This window comes from Paenibacillus sp. FSL R5-0912 (assembly GCF_000758605.1).
In the GTDB taxonomy this organism is placed as follows: domain Bacteria; phylum Bacillota; class Bacilli; order Paenibacillales; family Paenibacillaceae; genus Paenibacillus_AQ.
This window is the reverse complement of record NZ_CP009282.1, coordinates 2,761,402-2,779,860: the sequence shown is the minus strand read 5'-3', so window position 1 is coordinate 2,779,860 and position 18,459 is coordinate 2,761,402. Positions and strand designations below refer to the sequence as shown.

The 18,459-nt window shown below is 52.6% G+C and carries 15 protein-coding genes and 1 tRNA gene; 5 read left to right on the top strand and 11 right to left on the bottom strand.

Annotation, left to right across the window (positions count from 1 at the left end):
* Positions 1-3: 3 nt before the first annotated feature.
* From R50912_RS11545 to R50912_RS11515, 7 genes are all read right to left on the bottom strand, one after another.
* Positions 4-3,474, bottom strand: coding sequence for a PAS domain S-box protein (locus R50912_RS11545; RefSeq protein ID WP_042234946.1), 3,471 nt, complete (start codon positions 3,472-3,474; stop codon positions 4-6).
* Between the two features lie 217 nt (positions 3,475-3,691).
* Entirely contained in the window at positions 3,692-4,324 is a 633-nt protein-coding gene (locus tag R50912_RS11540; RefSeq protein WP_042234944.1) for a hypothetical protein, read from the bottom strand.
* Positions 4,321-5,550 (bottom strand): ABC transporter permease, encoded by a 1,230-nt coding sequence (locus tag R50912_RS11535; RefSeq protein WP_042234942.1) that lies wholly within the window; start codon positions 5,548-5,550, stop codon positions 4,321-4,323. The genes R50912_RS11540 and R50912_RS11535 overlap by 4 nt, the downstream gene beginning before the upstream one ends.
* Complete coding sequence (locus R50912_RS11530) at positions 5,547-6,422, bottom strand: ABC transporter ATP-binding protein (protein WP_042234940.1); 876 nt, start codon at positions 6,420-6,422, stop codon at positions 5,547-5,549. Before R50912_RS11530 ends, R50912_RS11535 begins: the two co-directional genes overlap by 4 nt.
* Before the next feature lie 35 nt (positions 6,423-6,457).
* Positions 6,458-6,751, bottom strand: coding sequence for a hypothetical protein (locus R50912_RS11525; RefSeq protein WP_042234938.1), 294 nt, complete (start codon positions 6,749-6,751; stop codon positions 6,458-6,460).
* Positions 6,714-7,454 carry an RNA polymerase sigma factor gene (locus tag R50912_RS11520; RefSeq protein ID WP_042234936.1) on the bottom strand — a complete coding sequence of 247 codons (741 nt, stop codon included), beginning with the start codon at positions 7,452-7,454 and terminating at the stop codon, positions 6,714-6,716. The genes R50912_RS11525 and R50912_RS11520 overlap by 38 nt, the downstream gene beginning before the upstream one ends.
* A 171-nt stretch (positions 7,455-7,625) precedes the next feature.
* On the bottom strand, positions 7,626-8,303 hold the full coding sequence (locus R50912_RS11515; protein WP_042234934.1) for a TetR/AcrR family transcriptional regulator: 678 nt from the start codon (positions 8,301-8,303) through the stop codon (positions 7,626-7,628).
* Between the two features lie 264 nt (positions 8,304-8,567).
* Here R50912_RS11515 and R50912_RS11510 point away from each other — a divergent pair, with 264 nt between their 5' ends.
* Positions 8,568-10,022, top strand: coding sequence for an MDR family MFS transporter (locus R50912_RS11510; RefSeq protein ID WP_042234933.1), 1,455 nt, complete (start codon positions 8,568-8,570; stop codon positions 10,020-10,022).
* Between the two features lie 273 nt (positions 10,023-10,295).
* Positions 10,296-10,838 (top strand): hypothetical protein, encoded by a 543-nt coding sequence (locus R50912_RS34900; protein WP_156123078.1) that lies wholly within the window; start codon positions 10,296-10,298, stop codon positions 10,836-10,838.
* Positions 10,839-11,438: 600 nt separating this feature from the next.
* Here R50912_RS34900 and R50912_RS11500 read toward each other — a convergent pair.
* A tRNA-Leu gene (locus tag R50912_RS11500) sits at positions 11,439-11,522 on the bottom strand.
* Between the two features lie 214 nt (positions 11,523-11,736).
* Between R50912_RS11500 and R50912_RS11495 the strand changes: the two genes are divergently transcribed.
* The 3 genes from R50912_RS11495 to R50912_RS11485 are packed head-to-tail and all read left to right on the top strand — an operon-like array spanning position 11,737 to position 14,080.
* Complete coding sequence (locus tag R50912_RS11495; RefSeq protein ID WP_042234929.1) at positions 11,737-12,204, top strand: Lrp/AsnC family transcriptional regulator; 468 nt, start codon at positions 11,737-11,739, stop codon at positions 12,202-12,204.
* Positions 12,201-12,833 carry a LysE family translocator gene (locus R50912_RS11490; protein ID WP_042234926.1) on the top strand — a complete coding sequence of 211 codons (633 nt, stop codon included), beginning with the start codon at positions 12,201-12,203 and terminating at the stop codon, positions 12,831-12,833. The genes R50912_RS11495 and R50912_RS11490 overlap by 4 nt, the downstream gene beginning before the upstream one ends.
* Entirely contained in the window at positions 12,830-14,080 is a 1,251-nt protein-coding gene (locus tag R50912_RS11485; protein WP_052416235.1) for an MFS transporter, read from the top strand. Before R50912_RS11490 ends, R50912_RS11485 begins: the two co-directional genes overlap by 4 nt.
* A 7-nt stretch (positions 14,081-14,087) precedes the next feature.
* On the opposite strand, the gene R50912_RS11480 is transcribed toward R50912_RS11485, so the two are convergent.
* From R50912_RS11480 to R50912_RS11470, 3 genes are all read right to left on the bottom strand, one after another.
* Positions 14,088-15,689, bottom strand: a complete 1,602-nt coding sequence (locus tag R50912_RS11480) for a helix-turn-helix domain-containing protein (RefSeq protein WP_052416233.1) — start codon at positions 15,687-15,689, stop codon at positions 14,088-14,090.
* 110 nt (positions 15,690-15,799) lie between these two features.
* Positions 15,800-16,822 carry an ABC transporter substrate-binding protein gene (locus R50912_RS11475; RefSeq protein ID WP_042234924.1) on the bottom strand — a complete coding sequence of 341 codons (1,023 nt, stop codon included), beginning with the start codon at positions 16,820-16,822 and terminating at the stop codon, positions 15,800-15,802.
* Positions 16,823-17,225: 403 nt separating this feature from the next.
* Positions 17,226-18,458, bottom strand: a complete 1,233-nt coding sequence (locus tag R50912_RS11470) for a CynX/NimT family MFS transporter (RefSeq protein ID WP_042234922.1) — start codon at positions 18,456-18,458, stop codon at positions 17,226-17,228.
* Position 18,459: the final 1 nt, after the last annotated feature.

The window sequence follows — 18,459 nt, the reverse complement described above, 5'->3', positions numbered from 1 at the left end:
CTGCTAATTCCGGAGCTTAATCGACCATTCCCGCAGAACCCTGTCCAGCTCTTCCACACGGATCGGCTTGGAGATGAAGTCCTGCATCCCTGCTCGAAGGCACATTTCCTTATCTTCCTTCCGGGCAAAGGCGGTAACCGCAATAATAACCGGGGATAATCCCATCGCCTCGCGGATCCGCCCTGTAGCCTCAATACCATCCAGCACCGGCATCTGAATATCCATAAACACTAGATCATAATGACGTGTGAGCACAGCATGAACCGCCTGCTCCCCGTTCAGGGCCACATCCGAAGTATAGCCGCGCTTATTCAAATACTTCTGCAGCAGGTGCAGATTCACCGGATGATCCTCGGCAATAAGGATCGACAACGGACCATATCGCCCCTCCGGATAATCCATATCAAAAATTCCGTTCTTATATTCTTCAACTGCAAGGATCTCCAGGGGTAACGGAGGCCCCGCAACCTCACCAGACGGCATAACCTCAATCGTGAAATAGAACTCCGAGCCCTCACCTTCCGTACTGTCCACACCGATCGCACCATCCAGCAGCTCGACCAGCTTCTTGCTTATGGCCAGCCCCAGTCCGGTTCCGCCGTATTTGCGGTTAATGGAAGGATGCAGCTGGGAGAACGACTGGAACAAAAGGCTCTGGCTGTCCTGCGGAATTCCAATGCCGGTATCTGTCACCGTGAATCTGAGAATGATTGACCCGGGTTCCCGTACAGATTCCAGCTTCACTGAAATGCCGATTCCCCCTTCTTCCGTGAATTTCACCGCATTGCCGATCAGATTCACCAGGATTTGCCGCAGCCGGATTTCGTCCGTTATTACAAGCCCGGGAATCTCCGGGTCTGCTTCGCTGCGCAGGGTCAGACCTTTCTCTTTGACCCGCGGATAAAAGAGTTCACATACATTCTGAATCACTTGCCGGACATCAACCGGCTGCAGATCCAGCGTCATCATACCGGATTCAATCTTGCTGAAATCAAGCACCTCATTCAGGATATGCAGCAGTGCTCCGCTGCTTTTGTTGATAATCTGCGTGTAGTATTCCTGCTCCTCCGTAAGCTCTGTCCCCGAGAGCAGATCAGCCATGCCAATGATCCCATTCATCGGAGTACGCAGCTCGTGGCTCATAATGGCCAGGAATTCTGATTTGGCCCGGTCGGCCTGCTCTGCTGATTCCTTGGCACGCACAACCGCTTTCTCCTCCGTAATGTCACGGAATACCACTACCGCACCTTTACGTTCCCCGTTGTCGTATAATGCCGTCATGCGGTATTTTACGAGGAAGCTGGAACCGTCCTGTCTCCAGAAAACCCCTTCCTGCTCCCGCTCATAGGAGAGATTGGTCGTAAGCAGCTCTGCGAGCGTTCGACGCCCTCCGCGGTAGAGTTCCCCGTCCATCCAGGTCTGGGCGATCGTCTGCAGCTTGATATTGCTGGCCAGTTCACCGGGAGCGTAACCCAGCATAACGGAAGCCGCCGGATTAATAAAGACTGTCTCCCCCTGCAGATTGATACCAAAGATCCCCTCCGAAACCGAATTCAATATCAGCGCATGCTCATAACTGAGCTTCTCAATCTGTTCCAGATACCGTTTGCGTTCGGTGATATCGCTCGTAATTGCAAACACGCCTACCACCTGGCTGTCCAGCAGAATAGGCACATAAATCATGCCAACCTCAACCGTCTGCCCGTCATGTCGGATGATCCGGGTCTCGAAAGTCTGAGCCATCCCCCCGGCAGCGGCAAGAAATCGGTTATTCACAAATGCCAGCTCATCCGCATCAATAATCTCACTGTAGCTTGAATGCAGAAGTGTCTCACGGGAATAACCGGTAAGCTGCTGCAGACTGGCATTCAGCGACTGGATGCAGCCCTGCAGATCCATTGCACTGATTGCGGACGGATTATATTCGAACAGCGACTTGTACCGGTTCTCGCTTTCTAGCAGCTTCAGTTCATATTGCTTGCGCTCTGAGATATTCCGTGTAACTCCGATCATCTCTGTAATTCCTGCGGTTCCCGTCTCCGTATGCCGCAGCGTAGTCTCCACCCACAGATACGAGCCGTCCTTGCACAGATAACGGAAGACGATGGGTTCCAGCTTCAAGCCCTGCTTACTGTCGTCCAGATAAGCCTTCACACAGGCAAAATCGTCGGGATGGATATAATCCATCCCATTCGTGCCGACCATTTCTTCCGGGGTATATCCGAACATCTGCTGGCAAACCGGAGAAGCATACAGAAATGTCGCCTGTTCATCTGTCGCATTACGTGAGATAAAGTCCTGTGAATTCTCCGAGATCAGGCGGTAATTCCGTTCGCTGTCGCGAAGCTGTTCCTCCATCCGGTGGCGTTCCGTAACATCCTGCACAATGCCGCGGATCTGCTGAACTTTGCCTGCCGCATCTAGGATAACCTCCCAGTGCGCATAGATCACCTTACACCCGCCGCTGCCGTTCCTGATTCTGAAGGTGGCTTCACCTTGGGTGCCAGACTTCAGTGTATGGTGCAGCTGCTCACGCAGCGCCCCCAGATCATCCTTCACCACACAATCCAGGAGCAGCTGATGATCAGTCCGGGTATGACTGCCCTGACTACCGCCCATTTCAAAAATAGCCCGCATCTGGCTGGAAACCGTCAACTCCGCATAGACCGAATTCCATTCCCACGAACCCATCTGCCCAAGCTCCTGCGCAGACGCCAGCATCTCCTCGTATTTCTTCCGCACCGTAACATCACGGGCAATGGTCAGTACCTGCTGCACTTCACCTTCACTGTTCCGCATAACCTGAAACGAGCTTTCAATCCAAATATAATGGCCGTCTTTATGCCTTGCCCGGCGGGTAAAGACATCGTTGTCCGAGTAAAGCTTACCCTGCTCGGTCATCTCTAGCGCGTCAACTTCATGATAATACTCCTGCCTTTTCCTGCCGATCATCTCACTTGCGGAATAACCCATCAGTTTTTCAACAGAGGGAGAAACATATCGCAAGGTACCATCCGGATCGGCAAATGAGATCATGTCCGGAGTATTTTGCGTAATCAGCTTATAGAGCTGATGATCATCCACAATCTTCTTCTCCGCCACCTTGCGTGCGGTGATATCCGTCATCTCCGCAATCAGCTGCAAGGGCCTGCCTGTCGATTCATCAAAAATCAAAAATATATGCAACGCCACCCAGATGATCTTCCCATCCTTGCGCACAAACCGTTTCTCTTTATCTACAGCCGCGCCGGGACTGCGCAGCAAATATTTCATAATCAGGCCGTGATCCACGGTATGCTCATCCTCCGGACAGGCAATATCCAAATAACGCAGACCCTTAAGTTCATCCTCTGTATATCCAAACATCCCGCAAAAGGCAGGGTTGGCCATGAGCACTGTACCATTATCAATGGATACTACCGCATAGCCTATGGAAGACCGTAAATACAAATGCTTAAAAAGTGTGTCAGACAAAGCTCCGAGCCTCCTCTATGAAAGTGGGGGACATAAATTATTATCAGTATACCTTTATTTCGGAAAATATGCTCCAGCCCTGAAGTCACACCAATAATCAGGCAGTATATTCAATGCGTCAAAAAACCGCCCCGGTCAATTAAACGACATCAAGGCGGTTGTTATATGATTTTTAAAATATTGGAGTGTACCTGATATATGACAGGGCTGGCCTCTATTAGTCCAGCCTCTTGCGCGGCAGCCAGAAGGCGCAGAACAGCGCCAGGGCGAGAGAACCACCTGCCAGCAGCCATTTATCATTATCCCATTCGCTATTGATCAAGCCGAATAAATAATAGCGGCCGGTCAGCTTGCCTTTGGTCGTGAAATCAAGCAGATACCAGGAGAACCCGGCAATGTATCCGGCAGAGATGTTGCCAATCAAGAGTGCAGCCGTCATTCCCGCTGATCCTATCGCAAATGCGGTAATCACTGTCCCGCCGATCATCGGCCACAGTGCAAAATCAGCACCGCTCCCATGCATCCATGTGAATAAAGCAGTCACCACAAGGAAGATATAAAGAACGGTGAGCAGCCAGCGGAAAAGAAATACCGGGTGATGCCTTACCCGCTTGGCATAGAGTACTTCACCAATCCCTCCATCCTCCAGCAGGCCCAGGTGGGGGAAGACAATCAGTCCCAGCAAGCTGATTAGCAGTTCCCCCAGCTTCGCAACCTGAACCCTGTCCATCAGCGCCGGCTCCATGAAGAACGGAGTGACAGCCAGAAGCGCTGCGGACAGGAGCCAGGAATAATGTGCAGTCAGCCTGAGGTTGTACCCAGCCAGCGGGCGGATGATCTGCCGGCTCATCTAAGCGCCTCCGCTGCAGATGCCGCCACACTACCTTTAGCCGTCTTCCTGCTCAGTGTCTTGGCTGAATCCAGCCGGCTGCGGTTTCTTTCCCATAACCAGGCGGCTCCTGCAGCCAATAATACAGAGAGTATTAAATAGAAGCTACGGTTAAGTGCAATCTCATCCGTCCACTTCCAATATAACTCGTAGTCATTAGGCGAGTTGAAGCGGATGAACAGCCGGTTCAGCCCATAAGAGCCCAACAGCGGCAGTACCGACACGAACCACCAGATAATCTGCAGGGCGATGGGTACGATCCCCCGGCGGAACAGCATCGAGCCGAACATCCCGAAGGCAACGGAAATCCATAACGTCGGCAGTAGCCACCATGCTGTGTATCCAAGGAAGATTACAATAGCCTGTCCCGTCTGGCCGGTAAGCCCCAGTGAATGTACGGTCTGCCAGCCGCCGATGACAGCCAGGATGAGGTAGATCACAGATAACATGACACCTTGTGCAATAAACTTCGAACCGACATATACCCAAGGCGAAATCCTGCGGCTGTAAATCAATTCATTCATCCGGCTTGAGCGGTCCCGGAGCAGCAGAAAGGCAGACAGAAAGACCGGAAAGATCCCTGCTGGCAGCGAGAGATAATCACTGAAGTAGCGTGCGGCTCCGGGCAGCAATTCACCTGCATCCACCTTAGCGTTATAGCGGGCAAGATCCGCTTCCTGCGCCTTTATGGCTTCATCAACAGACTCAATGGCAGAACCGAATTCCCCCAGCCCTTGCTGGTATATACTTTTCCCGCCCAATTGATTGTTCACTGACTCGGCGATAGTGTATACCTCATCCATAGTATATTTATCCGGATTCTTCAGAACCTCATCCAGCTGGGAGATCGCTGCAGACAGGGCATTCTTCTCCTTCTCGCTCAGCTTAACCTTGAATGGAAAACCCAGCCTGATCTTCTGGCTGGTTCCGGCATCCAGATTCCAGCCCATTTCCTTCCTCATTTGTTCGGCCAAATCGCGGGTATCCGCCGGCTGCTTCCAGCCGTAATACGGGTGTTCAATAGTACCTACATTCTGCGGCGTACTTATAACCGGGGATCCCAGCTCGCCCCAGGTTTCCTCCGTAGCATAAGAGGTGAAATAGAAGAACACGCTCGCGATAATAAACAGATAAAAAACCAGGCTGCGCAGCGTCATGCGCATCTCTTTGCCGATCAGTGCCATCATACAAAGGATTCCTCCCTGCGCATGAGATGCAGATAAGCATCTTCAATCGACGGCGCGGTCTGCTGTGCCCCTGCATAGGGCTGTTCATCTGCCAGCACCCGCACCCGCATATTCCTTCCTTCCGGCACAGCGGACAGTACCGGGAACCGGTCGCGGTCCCGCTCCCACTCCACCCGGTCAAGCTCGGCTATCCAGACACGGCCGGCAGCGGCGGCAGTTAAATCGCCTATTCTGCCGTGATAACGCAGACGCCCCTTATGCAGCACGGTCATCTGCTCACAGGTGGACTCTACGTCTTCAACGACATGCGTGGATAAAAGAACAATTCTGCCTTCGGCAAACCGGCTGAGCAGCCGCCGGAAGCGGATCCGCTCTTCAGGGTCCAGCCCTGCGGTCGGTTCATCCACGATCAGCAGCTTCGGCTCATGCACCATTGCCTGGGCGACCCCGAGCCGGCGCTTCATCCCCCCGGATAACGCCTTTACCTTGGTACGGCGCTGCTCGGTAAGGTTAACCAGCTCAAGCAGATTGTCTATTCTCCGCTTCCGCTCCGCACGGCCGGCTATGCCCGATAGCAGCGCCAGATAATCCATCGCTTCGACTACCGTCATCCCCGGATAAAAGGCGAATTCCTGCGGCAAATAGCCAACCAGTTCGCGGATCTGGGCCTTATCTTTCAAGGCAACTCCACCAATCTCCACCGTTCCCGAGGTAGGCTCCAGCAAGGTGGCAAGCAGACGCATCAACGTGGTTTTACCTGCTCCGTTAGGTCCGAGCAGGCCGTGAATGCCTTCGCCCACCCGGAAGCTGATATCCTGCAGTGCCTGCTTGTTTCCGTAGGTCTTGGTCAAATGATTAATAATTAGCTCCATTCCAGTCTTCTCCCCCCGTTCTTACAACTCCCTGTTCACCCGTCATTCTCCGGACTCCACGACAATTCAAGCTTCTCAATCAGCAGACCTGCTGCGATCAGAAGGAGCGACAGCGCCACGCATAATCCCTGATCGATCTTACCCATCGAGATCATCAGGGCAAAAACAGCCGTAAAGATTGCGACACATGAAATTGTCATTGCCTTGCGCCTGGCCAGCATCCTGCGGTTACGCAGCACTTTCTCTGCATCACGCTTGTCATATTCCAGCAAACGGGCTTTGCGGTAGACCTCATCCAGAAATAACTGTTCCGGTTCGTTTGACCTCACAATCCCACTCCTCCTTTTCGTAAATCTGCCTAAGCTTCTTGCGCGCCCGGTGCAGCAGTACCTTGAAGCTAACCATATTGCGGCGCATTACTGCTGCCGCCTGCTCATAAGACATCTGTCCCACATCCACCAGATAGACCGCCTGGCCGTAATCCGGCTTCATCTGGTGCAGCCTTCTGCGCCATTCCAGGTCTTCTTCACGGATAATAGCCAGCCGCTCGGGATCGTCTGTTCCCTGTGTATGTACGCTGCCGTAGCTCTCGAATCCGCCGCGGTCTGCCGGACTACCACTTTGTGTCCTGCGGTTTTCCGGATTATAGCTCTCTTCCGCGGTCAAGGTACGCTGTCTGCTGCGCTTGCGGATGGAGTCAATGCTTTTATTGCGCAGGATCGTGAACAGATAGGTCTGGAAGGATGCACGGTGATCATACTTTTCCGGATACACCAGCAGATATGCGAAACAATCCTGCGCCAGATCCTCGGCCGTATGATAATCTCCGGTCAAGTGGTACGCAAAACGTACCGCCGGCTTCCGGTACTTACACACCAGCCACTCAAAGGCCTCCAGGCTTCCGTCCCGGAACCTGACCAGTACAGCCTCTTCTTCAGCGGAATTATCCTTCGCTTCCTCTGACTCAGGGTCTTCCGCATGTTCTCTTCCGTTTCCGCTCGTCTTACGCCGCCTCCTCTCCCGCTGAGCCATCTACTGGTTATTCGTTTACCTCGTGCAAAAGGTTACAGTCTGTCCGCAAAAAATAACCCCACAAAGTGGGGACCCCAAGACATATAAATATCCTTAAAAAAAAACGGAAATGCCGTTCTTCTGAAGGAGTCCAGTATCTTCAAGAAGCTGGATGAAGCTTCAGACTATGGCTTATGCCTTCTGCTGGGCCAGCTTTGCGATTCCTGCAATGATTATTTTCAGGCCTGTACGGAACATGGTATCCGAACCCAGCTCGCGGAATAAGCCATTATGGTGCATACGCTGCACCACGTTCGGCCCTCCTCCGGACAGACGTGCAAGCGAATCCATAAACATTCCCTGTGCTCCGCCCTCCGCTTCCTTCTTCATGGCTGTATCGACTCTGCGCTGTTCATATTTATCGAGTTCAAAAGCAATCACATAATTCAGCAGGCAGGCAATCGAGGAAAACTTGTCGCTGTCGCTGACGGGAAGATGATCCACGATCTGCAGAAGCGAGTTGATTAAGGCCAGATAGTCCGGCTCGGTAGGTACCGTTCTCATTAACAGCTGGGCGGAACACGGATACTTAATCATCACGCTGCGGATCATCGATACACATTGAAACAGTTGCTCTTCCCACTCTCCTTCGAGCTTAGCAGACTGCAGGGCCTCCTTCGCCACCTCATTGGCCAGCGTCTGAAACAGGCTCTGCTTGCTTTTGAAATGCCAGTACAGCGACGGGGCCTGGATATGCAGCAGATCCGCCAGCTTCCTCATACTGAAATCCTCAATGCCTATTTGGTCAAGCAGCTCCCAGGCTGCTGTAATTATATTGGGTTCAGTAATTTGCATATTTTTGATTCTCATACGAGCCCTCCTGAGTACAAGCTGCTTCTATTCTAAGCGATCCAGCAGACAGGGTCTACCATCGTTAGATAATTCATGCGGCATAACAAACTTACACTGTTAGATATTTTCCTTTACAGTGAAAAAAGGCAGTGCTATATTAATCTCACACCGTTAGATTAAGGGTGCAGAGAGCCTTACCGGCCGGAGGGGTCAGCTGCTTCCCGATCATTATTCAAGCTTCGCAGGATGACCCATATTAATTTCAAGAGGACGTGTACTGCAATGAATCTATCCGCAACAGAAGCCGCCCTGCAAGGCGGCAAACCTTTTTCGATCAAACCGCTTATCCCTGTACTCTTCGCGCTCATTGCCGGAATGCTGCTGGTTATGCTGGACAATACCATCATGAATGTGGCCATACCTGAGCTGGAGAATGTATTTCACACCAGCCTAAAGACCATCCAATGGGCGATTACCGGCTACACGCTGGCCACCTCCATGGTCATTCCGCTCGCAGGGTGGTTCTCGGACAGATTCACCGCTAGGCGTGTTTTTCTTGTATCCATTCTATTGTTCACTATCGGCTCCCTGCTGTGTGCAGCAGCCCAGTCCCCGGCTCAGCTGATTGTCTTCCGGATAATGCAGGGTCTTGGCGGCGGCATGGTAGCTCCTATCGGCATGGCCTTATCCTTCAAAATCGCCCCGCCTGAGCGGAGAGGCGAGCTGATGGGCTTCCTCGCCATGCCCATGCTGATCGCTCCGCTGCTCGGCCCCGTGTTATCCGGATGGCTGCTCGAATACGTAAACTGGCATTGGATTTTCCTGATTAACCTGCCGATCGGTCTAATCGCAATCTATTTAGGGATGAAGTATCTTCCGGTCTCCGAAAAAGGAACCTCTGCCAAATTGGATATTTGGGGAATGATCCTCTCCCCGCTGGCCTTCTCCAGTCTCGTCTTTGGAGTGCACAGAGGTGGCGCAGAGGGTTGGGCAGACTCCTATTCATTGCTGCCGCTCGCCTTCGGCTTAGTTGCTCTGTCATTATTTATTGTTGTAGAGCTGCGACAGAAGGAGCCGCTGCTTGAGCTGCGCTCCTTCCGTTCCTTCGAGTTCACCAAAGGCATTATTCTGGTCTGGATTAACCAGATCGCGTTATTCGGTTCGATCTTGTTGATTCCTTTATATCTGCAGCAGGTTAGAGGATTCTCCTCCTTGGAATCCGGGATGATGATCATCCCGCAGGCGCTGGTCAGCTTCGCCGGGGTTATTGCTGGGGGCAGACTTCTCGACAAATACGGAGCACGGATTCCTGTATTCTCCGGTCTTATGCTGCTCTCGGCTGCACTCGTTCTTCTGTCACGGCTGGACAGCGATACGACGATCTATGCGATGATTGGATCCTTCGCCCTTCTGGGACTGGGCCAGGGTCTCACCACCATGCAGCTCGGCACCCATGTACTCAAGTCGGCACCCAAAGACCTGATCAGCCGGGTAACCCCGCTGACCACCTCCGCCCAGCAGATTGTCGGCTCCTTCGCCATTGCCATCATCTCCGGTCTGTTGTCTTCCAACATTGCTGAGCACATGAGCCAGGCCGGCTCCGCTGCAGCTTCTGCCCATACCGCAGCGATGGTTGCAGGGTTCCACGACACCTTCCTGCTTCCGCTGAGTCTGGCACTTTGCGGGGTTGTATTGAGCCTGTTCCTGCGGAAGCAGGAGCACGGGAGCGGGCGGTGAATAAGGTATTCAAAGAGGTCATCGCGTTACGCAAGTTGATCGGCATGAAGTTGTAAGTACATCAGGCTTCGCCTCACATAGCGCACATCACGTATATCACGTATATCACGCAAAAAAAGATGCTCCCCTTTCCTGGTAGCATCTTTTGCGGCTTCTCGTTTCTCATCCCGCCCACATCAGTCCTATCATTGGTGCATTGTACTCGGTTTTTCTGTGAAAATACGTCTGGCACTGCGATAAACGCACGGCCTACGCGGCGCACCCAGTCCAATTGTGTTCGGTTTTTCGATTACATTTGGCCTACGCGGCGCACCCAGTCCAATTGTGTTCGGTTTTTCGATTACATTTGGCCTACGCAGCGCACCCAGTCCAATTGTGTTCGGTTTTTCGATTACATTTGGCCTACGCGGCGTACCCAGTCCAATTGTGTTCGGTTTTTCGATTACATTTGGCCTACGCGGCGCACCCAGTCCAATTGTGTTCGGTTTTTCGATTACATTTGGCCTACGCGGCGCACCCAGTCCAATTGTGTTCGGTTTTTCGATTACATTTGGCCTACGCGGCGTACCCAGTCCAATTGTGTTCGGTTTTTCGATTACATTTGGCCTACGCGGTGCACCCAGTCCAATAGTGTTCGGTTTTTCGATTACATTTGGCCTACGCGGTGCACCCAGTCCAATTGTGTTCGGTTTTTCGATTACATTTGGCCTACGCGGTGCACCCAGTCCAATTGTGTTCGGTTTTTCGATTACATTTGGCCTACGCGGTGCACCCTTTCCAATTGTGTTCGGTTTTCCGTTAAAATATGTTAAATAAATGAAAAGACGATGTTCTGTTTTTTAGCCACGCTGCTCATTTTCATGCTGGAGTTGTGCCTTGAAAGACATGTTTGTTTTCGCATACATCCGGCCCATCTGCCCTATCGTTGGTGCATTGTATTCGGTTTTTCGCTTACATCCGGCCCATCTGCCCTAACATTGGTGCATTGTATTCGGTTTTTCGCATACATCCAGCCCATCTGCCCTAACATTGGTGCATTGTATTCGGTTTTCTGCATACATCCGGCTCGTCTGGCAACTTTTGGTGGACTCAGAGGGAATTTCACCCTCTGATTTCCCCACAACGCCTACTTCCGACGAATTCAGGGGTACTTCTGCCCCTCATTTCCGCTTGCCGCCCAATTCCGGCAGATTCAGGGGTACTTCTGCCCCTCATTTCCGCTTGCCGCCCAATTCCGGCAGATTCTGGGGCACTTCTGCCCCTCATTTCCGCTTGCCGCCTACTTCCGGCGGATTCTGGGGCACTTCTGCCCCTCATTCACCCAGCCTCTTTCCCGCCTACATTCCACCCATTAGCTCAAAAATCAAAATGGCCCGTAATTGCCTGAGCAATTACGAGCCATATTTGTAAAAAAGATGCGGTCAAGAGGACTCGAACCTCCACGATATTGCTATCACTGGCACCTGAAGCCAGCGCGTCTGCCAATTCCGCCATGACCGCATATTATGTAGTTCAGTGATTCAATCACCGTAATTAAGACTATACTCTCTTTGAATATAAATTGCAAGCATTATTTATTGTTGATTATTACAGCACTATGAAAGTCCTGCTATCCACTTAATGAACCGCAAATAATAAGTATGGAATATTATTGAAATACTTATTATTATAATGTATATTCCTCATATGGATTAATAATATAAGGAGGAATAACATGGATTCTTTAGATTACAAGATCATCTCGGCAATAATGAATAACGGCAGGATCACCTGGTCCGAGCTTGCCGGACTGCTTGGTCTGTCTTCTCCTGCCACTGCGGACCGGGTGCGGCGGCTGGAGGAGCAAGGTGTGATCACTGGGTATACAGCACTGATCGATGCTGAATCGGCCGGTTACGGATTAGCTGCGCTGATAGCCGTGTCCCTGGAGCGGCCGGAACACCGGCAAGGCTTCATAGAACTTGTGATGAAGCTGCCAGAGGTTCAGGAATGCCATCATACTGCCGGGGATGATGATTATATCCTAAAGCTGCGCTGCCGGGGAACGCGGGATCTGGACCGGATTATCAGCGAGGAGATCAAGGGCCTGCCGGGTATCGTGCGGACCCGCACTACGATTATCCTCGGAACGGTCAAAGAAACTCCGCATGTACCGCTGCCCCCGGCAGAACGCACACCATGAATACATGCCTGGCCCTGTTAAGCGGTCTCAGCTTCGGCTTCATTATTGCCGCTCCTGTCGGCCCGATGTCTCTATTATGTATGAACCGTACACTGAAGTCCGGCTTCACTGCCGGTCTCGCTACGGGTGCCGGGATTGCACTGGCCGATGCCTTCTATGCGGTGGTGACCGTCGCCAGCTTCCGAATTGTGAATGATTTCACCACCATGTACGCCCTTCCGCTTCGACTACTCGGTAGCCTATTTCTCGGCTATCTGGGGCTGAAGGCGCTGTGGCCGGGTCCGGCCAAGGGAGAACCAGTAACAGCTGCCGTTCGCAGCGGAACAACCTATAGCCTGCTCTCTGCGTTCCTGCTGACTCTAGCCAATCCGGCAACACTTCTGTCCTTCATGGCGCTTGCCGCTTCGCTGGGCCAGGCAATCAGCGCCTCCCTGTTACTTCCGGCAGGTATTGCTCTGGGCTCCTTCGCCTGGTGGCTGCTGTTATCCGGCATGATCTCCCTGATCAGGGGCAGGCTGTCCGGCAGCTTCAGCCGGTTCCTGAGCCTGGGCACCGCAATCATACTGGTTCTGTTCAGCTTATACGGCAGCTTCACCGTATTGTCCACTTTTTGGAGGCAACTATTATGAAGACCGCCCGCGGTTCCTCTGCTTATCCAGCCTCTCTTATGCCGCAAGAACCACAGCGTCACTCCCGGCCGCAAAGCCCGCTCCAGCTGGCGCATTTCCTGACCGGATATTTCATTTCCAGAATCGGAGACGCCCTATACACCTTTTGTCTGCCGCTGCTCTCCTACAGGCTGACCGGGTCTGTGCTGGTAATGAGCTCGCTGTTTGCTGTCAGTGTGCTGCCGGTCATACTGTTCGCCCCTTTTGCCGGAGTGATCCTCGACCGTTTCAATCGCAAGCGGCTGATGCTCTGCGCCGATCTGATCCGTATGGGGCTCATTGCCCTCATTCCTATACTGGCACATTACGGACTGCTCGCGATTTGGCATCTGTACGTGATTTCCCTGCTCTTATCCATTGTATCAACGGGTTATGATATAGCGGTTGTAACCCTCATTCCGGCGCTGTCCGGGAAGAATCTTACCCGGGGAAATGCCGGAGTGCAGACCGCAGGTCAGCTGGCTGATATGCTCGGACCGGCGGTCGCGGGAGGATTGGCCTCCTTTATGAGTATAACTTCCATCCTGTGGCTGGATGTCGCTTCCTTCGCGGTCATTCTCTACGTTCTGTACCGGCTTCCGCAGGAACCCGCACGGTCACGCAGCGCCAAGCCTGCTTTTGCCGCCGAAATGTCCCAGGGCTTCCTCTGGCTGATCCGCAGCCCGGTCCAATTGGCCCTCTCTTTACAGGCAGCCATCGGCAACTTCGGCTACAGTGCAGCGTATGCCACCCTGACCTACTACCTGATTACCAATCTTCATTTAACTACAGGTCAAATGGGCATGACTTATACCTTGCTCGCTGCAGGAGGAGTCGCCGGGATCCTTGCGGTTATATATCTCGACCGTCATTTCAGGCGCGGCCGCCTGATTCCGTTGCTGCTGATGGCCGGAACCTGCGGATTTGTACTGGCCGGTCTCAATGCCTCCTGGCTGGCGCCGGGAATCGGCTTCGGCCTGGTCGCTGCCTGCAACACCTCCTGGTCCGTCTTGTCCGCTTCCATCCGCCAGGAGCATGTTCCGCCCGAGCTGCTCGGCAGAGTGCTGAGCTTCTCCAGAGTCGTCACCCGCACAGCTATGCCGGCCGGTGCATTACTCGGCGGCTGGATGAGCGGTGCATTGGCCCCCGGTGCAGTATTTCTGCTGGGCGCCGCCGCCAAGCTGATCGAGGTGATTATTGCTGTTGCCTCGCCAATCCGCAGGCTGTGAGAGTGGCTTATGCCAATACCTTAAGCACATCCTCAATCTTCCGCTGATGGGACAGGACACCATAATTCATCCAGGCCATGAAATCAACCTCGTACACACAGCGGTTACGCACAGCGGGCAGGCTTCTCCATAGCTGTGTATCGAGCAGCTCCCGGCTTTCACCTTCCTGCTTGTCAAACGTTATAAACAGATGATCTGCGGTCAGCTCAGACAATTCTTCACGGCTCAGATTTACACGCTTTTGTCCCCGGGTAAGCCTGCTGACGAATCCATGCCGCTGGAGCCCCAGATCCTCATGCAGAACGCTTGCTGAATATCCCAGCTCATCACAGCCATACAGAGCAACTCCATAAGCGGAAATCCGCAGTAATGCTACCGTCTGTCCCCGGATGCTGCGGCTGAGCATCCGCTTGGCCTGCCGGGCCTGCTGCTCATATTGGCTGATGACCTCCTGCACCCGTTCCGTTCTGCCGAAGACAGCAGCTGCGGAGCGGAGTGTTGCCCGCCAGTCCTCCTGATGGAACGGAAGCCGGAGCAGCGGGGCCACCTGGCGGCATTCCCCCAGCTGCCAGCGCTGAAAGCCGTCATCCAGCATAATCAGCTCGGGCATATACCGGGAGAGTCCTTGCCAGTCTCCGCTCGAAATATCGAAGGAAGGAACCTGATCAAGACCCAGATACTCCTGCTTCCCCCACTGGGCATGACAATATTGCACCACCGGAGTAATCCCCAATGCCAGCAGATAATCCTCCAGAAAAGGGGCAAATACGCGGACTCCCTCCTGATGAAGGCTCCTGTATTGGCCGGGAGTTACACCAACTGTTCCTTTGAAGCGGCGGTTGAAATAATACTCATTGCTGTAGCCGACAGCCAGTGCAACATCATGCAGGCGGTCCCTGGTCAGCAGCAGCTGCTGCTGTGCCCGTTCAATACGCAGTCCATTTAAGTGCTCCAAGGGAATCTGACCGGTAATCTCTCTAAAAAGCTGGGTATAACGCGCACGGCCAATCCCTGCAAGCTCAGCCAGCTGGTCGACAGATAAGGATTCATTGAAATGGTCCTCCATATAGCGGATCGAACGCTCCACCGCCTCATGATCATCCCTGGTCTTCATCGCCGGAGAATTCGCCCGCATAATCAGCAGCAGCAGTTCCTGAAAACGGGTCTGAGCCGCAAACCATTCAATATCCTCCCCACTCCTGCGGTTATGATAAATGGAATCCAGCAGCAGTACAGACTGCGAATAAGGTCTGCAGTTAATAAATCCCGGCCGGAGCATGCCATCTCCAGACTCCCTTTCCACTCCGTTAGGTTTGCTGTCTCCGGTATGAATAACCTCAAAGCCAATCCGGTAAAAGCTCAGTCCCCGCTCTCCGGCCCGGATTCTGTTTAGAGATCCGGCCTCTATCAGAAATCCGGCACCTTTCTCCAAGGGATATTGCCTATCATCCGCTTTGAGCCAGCCCTGCCCTTCCGAAACTATAATTAATGTATGTTCCTTGTACACATCTATCGGCTCATTTTCAGACGGGGACTGGGCAACGGTTTCTATGTTAATCAGGCCATAGAATAGCCTTCTTCCGGTATTTTCCTGAACTAGATCCGCCATTCCACCCCTCCTTATTGAGAATCATTATCACCAATTCAGTGTAAAACAAAAAAGAAGATCTATCAACTGTGCTGATAGACCTTCTTTTCACTTGCTTCATCAAAATCAGGTTATTTCACCATTACCTTAAGCAGATCCTCAAGCTTCATCGTATTTGCCGTGATTGCACCGGACTGCCAGTGGGAACGTTCCATTCTGTAGATGTTCCCGTTCTTCACCGCAGGCAGGTTCTTCCATAGAGGGCCATCGAGAATCTGAATCGCCTCCTGATTAGCCGCAGTATCCCAGTCTCCGTTGTCAGGGAATACAATGATGTGATCCGCTTCAAGCGCTGGTATCACTTCTTCGGAAATAATGGACTGATATTCCGTCATCTCAGCAGCCATCGGGACAGGAGTCAGACCGAATTGATCATAGAGCACACCGGTAAAGCGGTTTTTGACTCCAAAAAGAGCAAAGGTTTTGTCCGCGACATTAAGCCGGATTACAGCTACCTTGTCCTGACCAAGAGCCTGCTGCAGCTTGGCTTTACCCTCGGCTACCTTCTGGTCATACTCCGCAAGCACAGCCTCGCCCTTCTCCGGAATACCCAGCGCGTCGGCAATCGCTGTGAGCATTAGCCTTGAATCCTGCAGCACGCTCTCCGGCAGACGGTAGGTTGGCGCCACCAAGGAATATTGTTCATACTTAGCGGCATCTGCACCGCCATCGGTAATGATCAGATCGGGATTTTTGTCGAGCAACGCTTCCATACTGCCGCTGATATCGAATTCAGGCACGTCCAGATTCAGATAATCCTGCTTGCCCCAGCTTGGATGATACCACTGCACCACTGGAGTAACGCCAAGTGCCTTCAGATAATCTTCTACATAGATCCCCGCCACCCGCTTAGGATTAATGGGAATTTCTACATCTCCGAATTCTCCGGTAATCGTACGGGTCGCGCCTTCTTCTGAGGCATTATCGCTGCTCTCTGTAGGAGTTACACTAGCTGCTGCCTCTTCCGCAGCATTCCCTGTTTGGACAGCGTTGCCGCCATCTGCAGCCTTGTTAGCAGTCCCGCAAGCCGCCAAAGCGGACATTGCCAGCATAAGTACGATTGTCCAGATAAACTTCCGGCCCCGGTTTGTCATTTCTCTCTTCACTCCTATGTCTGTTTTCATTGATTATCATTCTCATGTAATCTTAATGACAATCGTAGCATGTCCTGATCAGCTTTCAATGCACTTTCTCTGCCAAAATCTTATACAAACTAAGCGTATTGAATTTAGCTGTAAGCGGGAACGACATTGCCGCCCTTTTGTATGGACGGTACCGTTTCAGTGAGAAATAGAAGGATAAGTGATCCTGTGGAACATATAAATTCTTGTAGTTATAAAAAAAATTGACCCCGCCATCAAGTGGCGGAGTCCATAGTTCATAAACATATATAGCACATACAAGCTGAGGATATCCTTAATATACCATCCGATTGTAAATGGAATGTGTGAGGTAATCCATGAAAATAATAAATATATCCGTGTTCACTATAATCCGCTATCCCCTGTCGCCAACGTATCTGTCACGTCCGGCCCCCATCCCTGCCGCGAACAAGAGCACGCTTGCCGCCGCCAGCAGTGCCAGCGGTGTGTTCCAGCTGTTCGTAGCATCATGCAGCAGACCGAACAGTGCGGGCCCCATCGCGGCCAGCAGATAACCGGCAGACTGGGCCATGCCCGACAGCTCACTGGCTTCCTGCGTAGTCCGGGTGCGCAGGCTGAAGAACATCATCGCCAGTCCAAAGGCAAATCCCCCGCCGATTCCAATGCATACCGCCCATACCGCCATCAGCTCCGTGCTGCCCAGCCAGATTCCAAGGATGCCAATGATAAACAGGATAGAAGTAATAACTACCAGCAGACGCTGGTTCTTCATCCGCCCGGCCCAGAGCGGTACAAAGAATGTAAACGGCAGCTGTGCCAGCTGCATTAGTGAGAGAATCCATCCCGCATGGCTGGAGGACATTCCCCGCTCCCCGAGAATAACCGCAAACCAGGCGATCAGGACATAGTAGAGCAACGACTGCAGCCCCATGAACAATGTAACCTGCCAGGCGAGCGGGGAGCGCCATACTCGCATAGCCGAAGACCGCACGTCGCCTGTGCCGCTTGGGCTAAGGCTCTTCATCTGCGGAATCCAGAGCAGGGTAGCCAGCGCAGAGATGATAAACCACAAAGCCAGGGTTCCCCTCCATCCAAGCCCCGCATGTGAGGCCAAAGGAACACTGATTCCTGAAGCAGCAGCTGCACATATATTCATCGAGACCGTGTAGATTCCGGTCATCAGGCCGATGCGGTGCGGGAATTTCCCCTTGATCAATCCAGGCAGCAGCACATTGCAGACGGCTATGGACAGGCCAATCATTGCCGTACCCGCAAACAAGGTGACAGTTCCGGAAGCTGAACGGACGAGTATTCCCATAGACAGCGTAAGCATAGCCAGCATCAGGATATTGGCAAGTCCAACTTTACGGGCAAGCCGTGGAGCGAACGGAGATAATAGCGCAAAGGCCAGTAACGGCAAGGTCGTGATCGCTCCAGCCAGGGTATTAGACAATCCCAGGTCATCTCGGATCGTCTCCAGCAGAGGTCCGACTGAAGTGAACGGGGCACGCAGCGCAGCTGCGACACAAATTATGCCGGTGATGAGCATCCACCGGCTGGCGGTATTTGAATCATGCACGGGCAAACCTGGCCCCGCTATGTTGCTTTTTTGACGGCTGAATTTCATG

What these genes read in the sequence shown, in the direction of transcription:
- R50912_RS11540 (WP_042234944.1), bottom strand. Translation starts at nt 4,324, where the DNA reads ATGAGCCGGCAGATCATCCGCCCGCTGGCTGGGTACAACCTCAGGCTG.
- R50912_RS11535 (WP_042234942.1), bottom strand. Translation starts at nt 5,550, where the DNA reads ATGATGGCACTGATCGGCAAAGAGATGCGCATGACGCTGCGCAGCCTG.
- R50912_RS11530 (WP_042234940.1), bottom strand. Translation starts at nt 6,422, where the DNA reads ATGGAGCTAATTATTAATCATTTGACCAAGACCTACGGAAACAAGCAG.
- R50912_RS11520 (WP_042234936.1), bottom strand. Translation starts at nt 7,454, where the DNA reads ATGGCTCAGCGGGAGAGGAGGCGGCGTAAGACGAGCGGAAACGGAAGA.
- R50912_RS11515 (WP_042234934.1), bottom strand. Translation starts at nt 8,303, where the DNA reads ATGAGAATCAAAAATATGCAAATTACTGAACCCAATATAATTACAGCA.
- R50912_RS11510 (WP_042234933.1), top strand. Translation starts at nt 8,568, where the DNA reads ATGAATCTATCCGCAACAGAAGCCGCCCTGCAAGGCGGCAAACCTTTT.
- R50912_RS11495 (WP_042234929.1), top strand. Translation starts at nt 11,737, where the DNA reads ATGGATTCTTTAGATTACAAGATCATCTCGGCAATAATGAATAACGGC.
- R50912_RS11490 (WP_042234926.1), top strand. Translation starts at nt 12,201, where the DNA reads ATGAATACATGCCTGGCCCTGTTAAGCGGTCTCAGCTTCGGCTTCATT.
- R50912_RS11485 (WP_052416235.1), top strand. Translation starts at nt 12,830, where the DNA reads ATGAAGACCGCCCGCGGTTCCTCTGCTTATCCAGCCTCTCTTATGCCG.
- R50912_RS11480 (WP_052416233.1), bottom strand. Translation starts at nt 15,689, where the DNA reads ATGGCGGATCTAGTTCAGGAAAATACCGGAAGAAGGCTATTCTATGGC.
- R50912_RS11475 (WP_042234924.1), bottom strand. Translation starts at nt 16,822, where the DNA reads ATGACAAACCGGGGCCGGAAGTTTATCTGGACAATCGTACTTATGCTG.
- R50912_RS11470 (WP_042234922.1), bottom strand. Translation starts at nt 18,458, where the DNA reads ATGAAATTCAGCCGTCAAAAAAGCAACATAGCGGGGCCAGGTTTGCCC.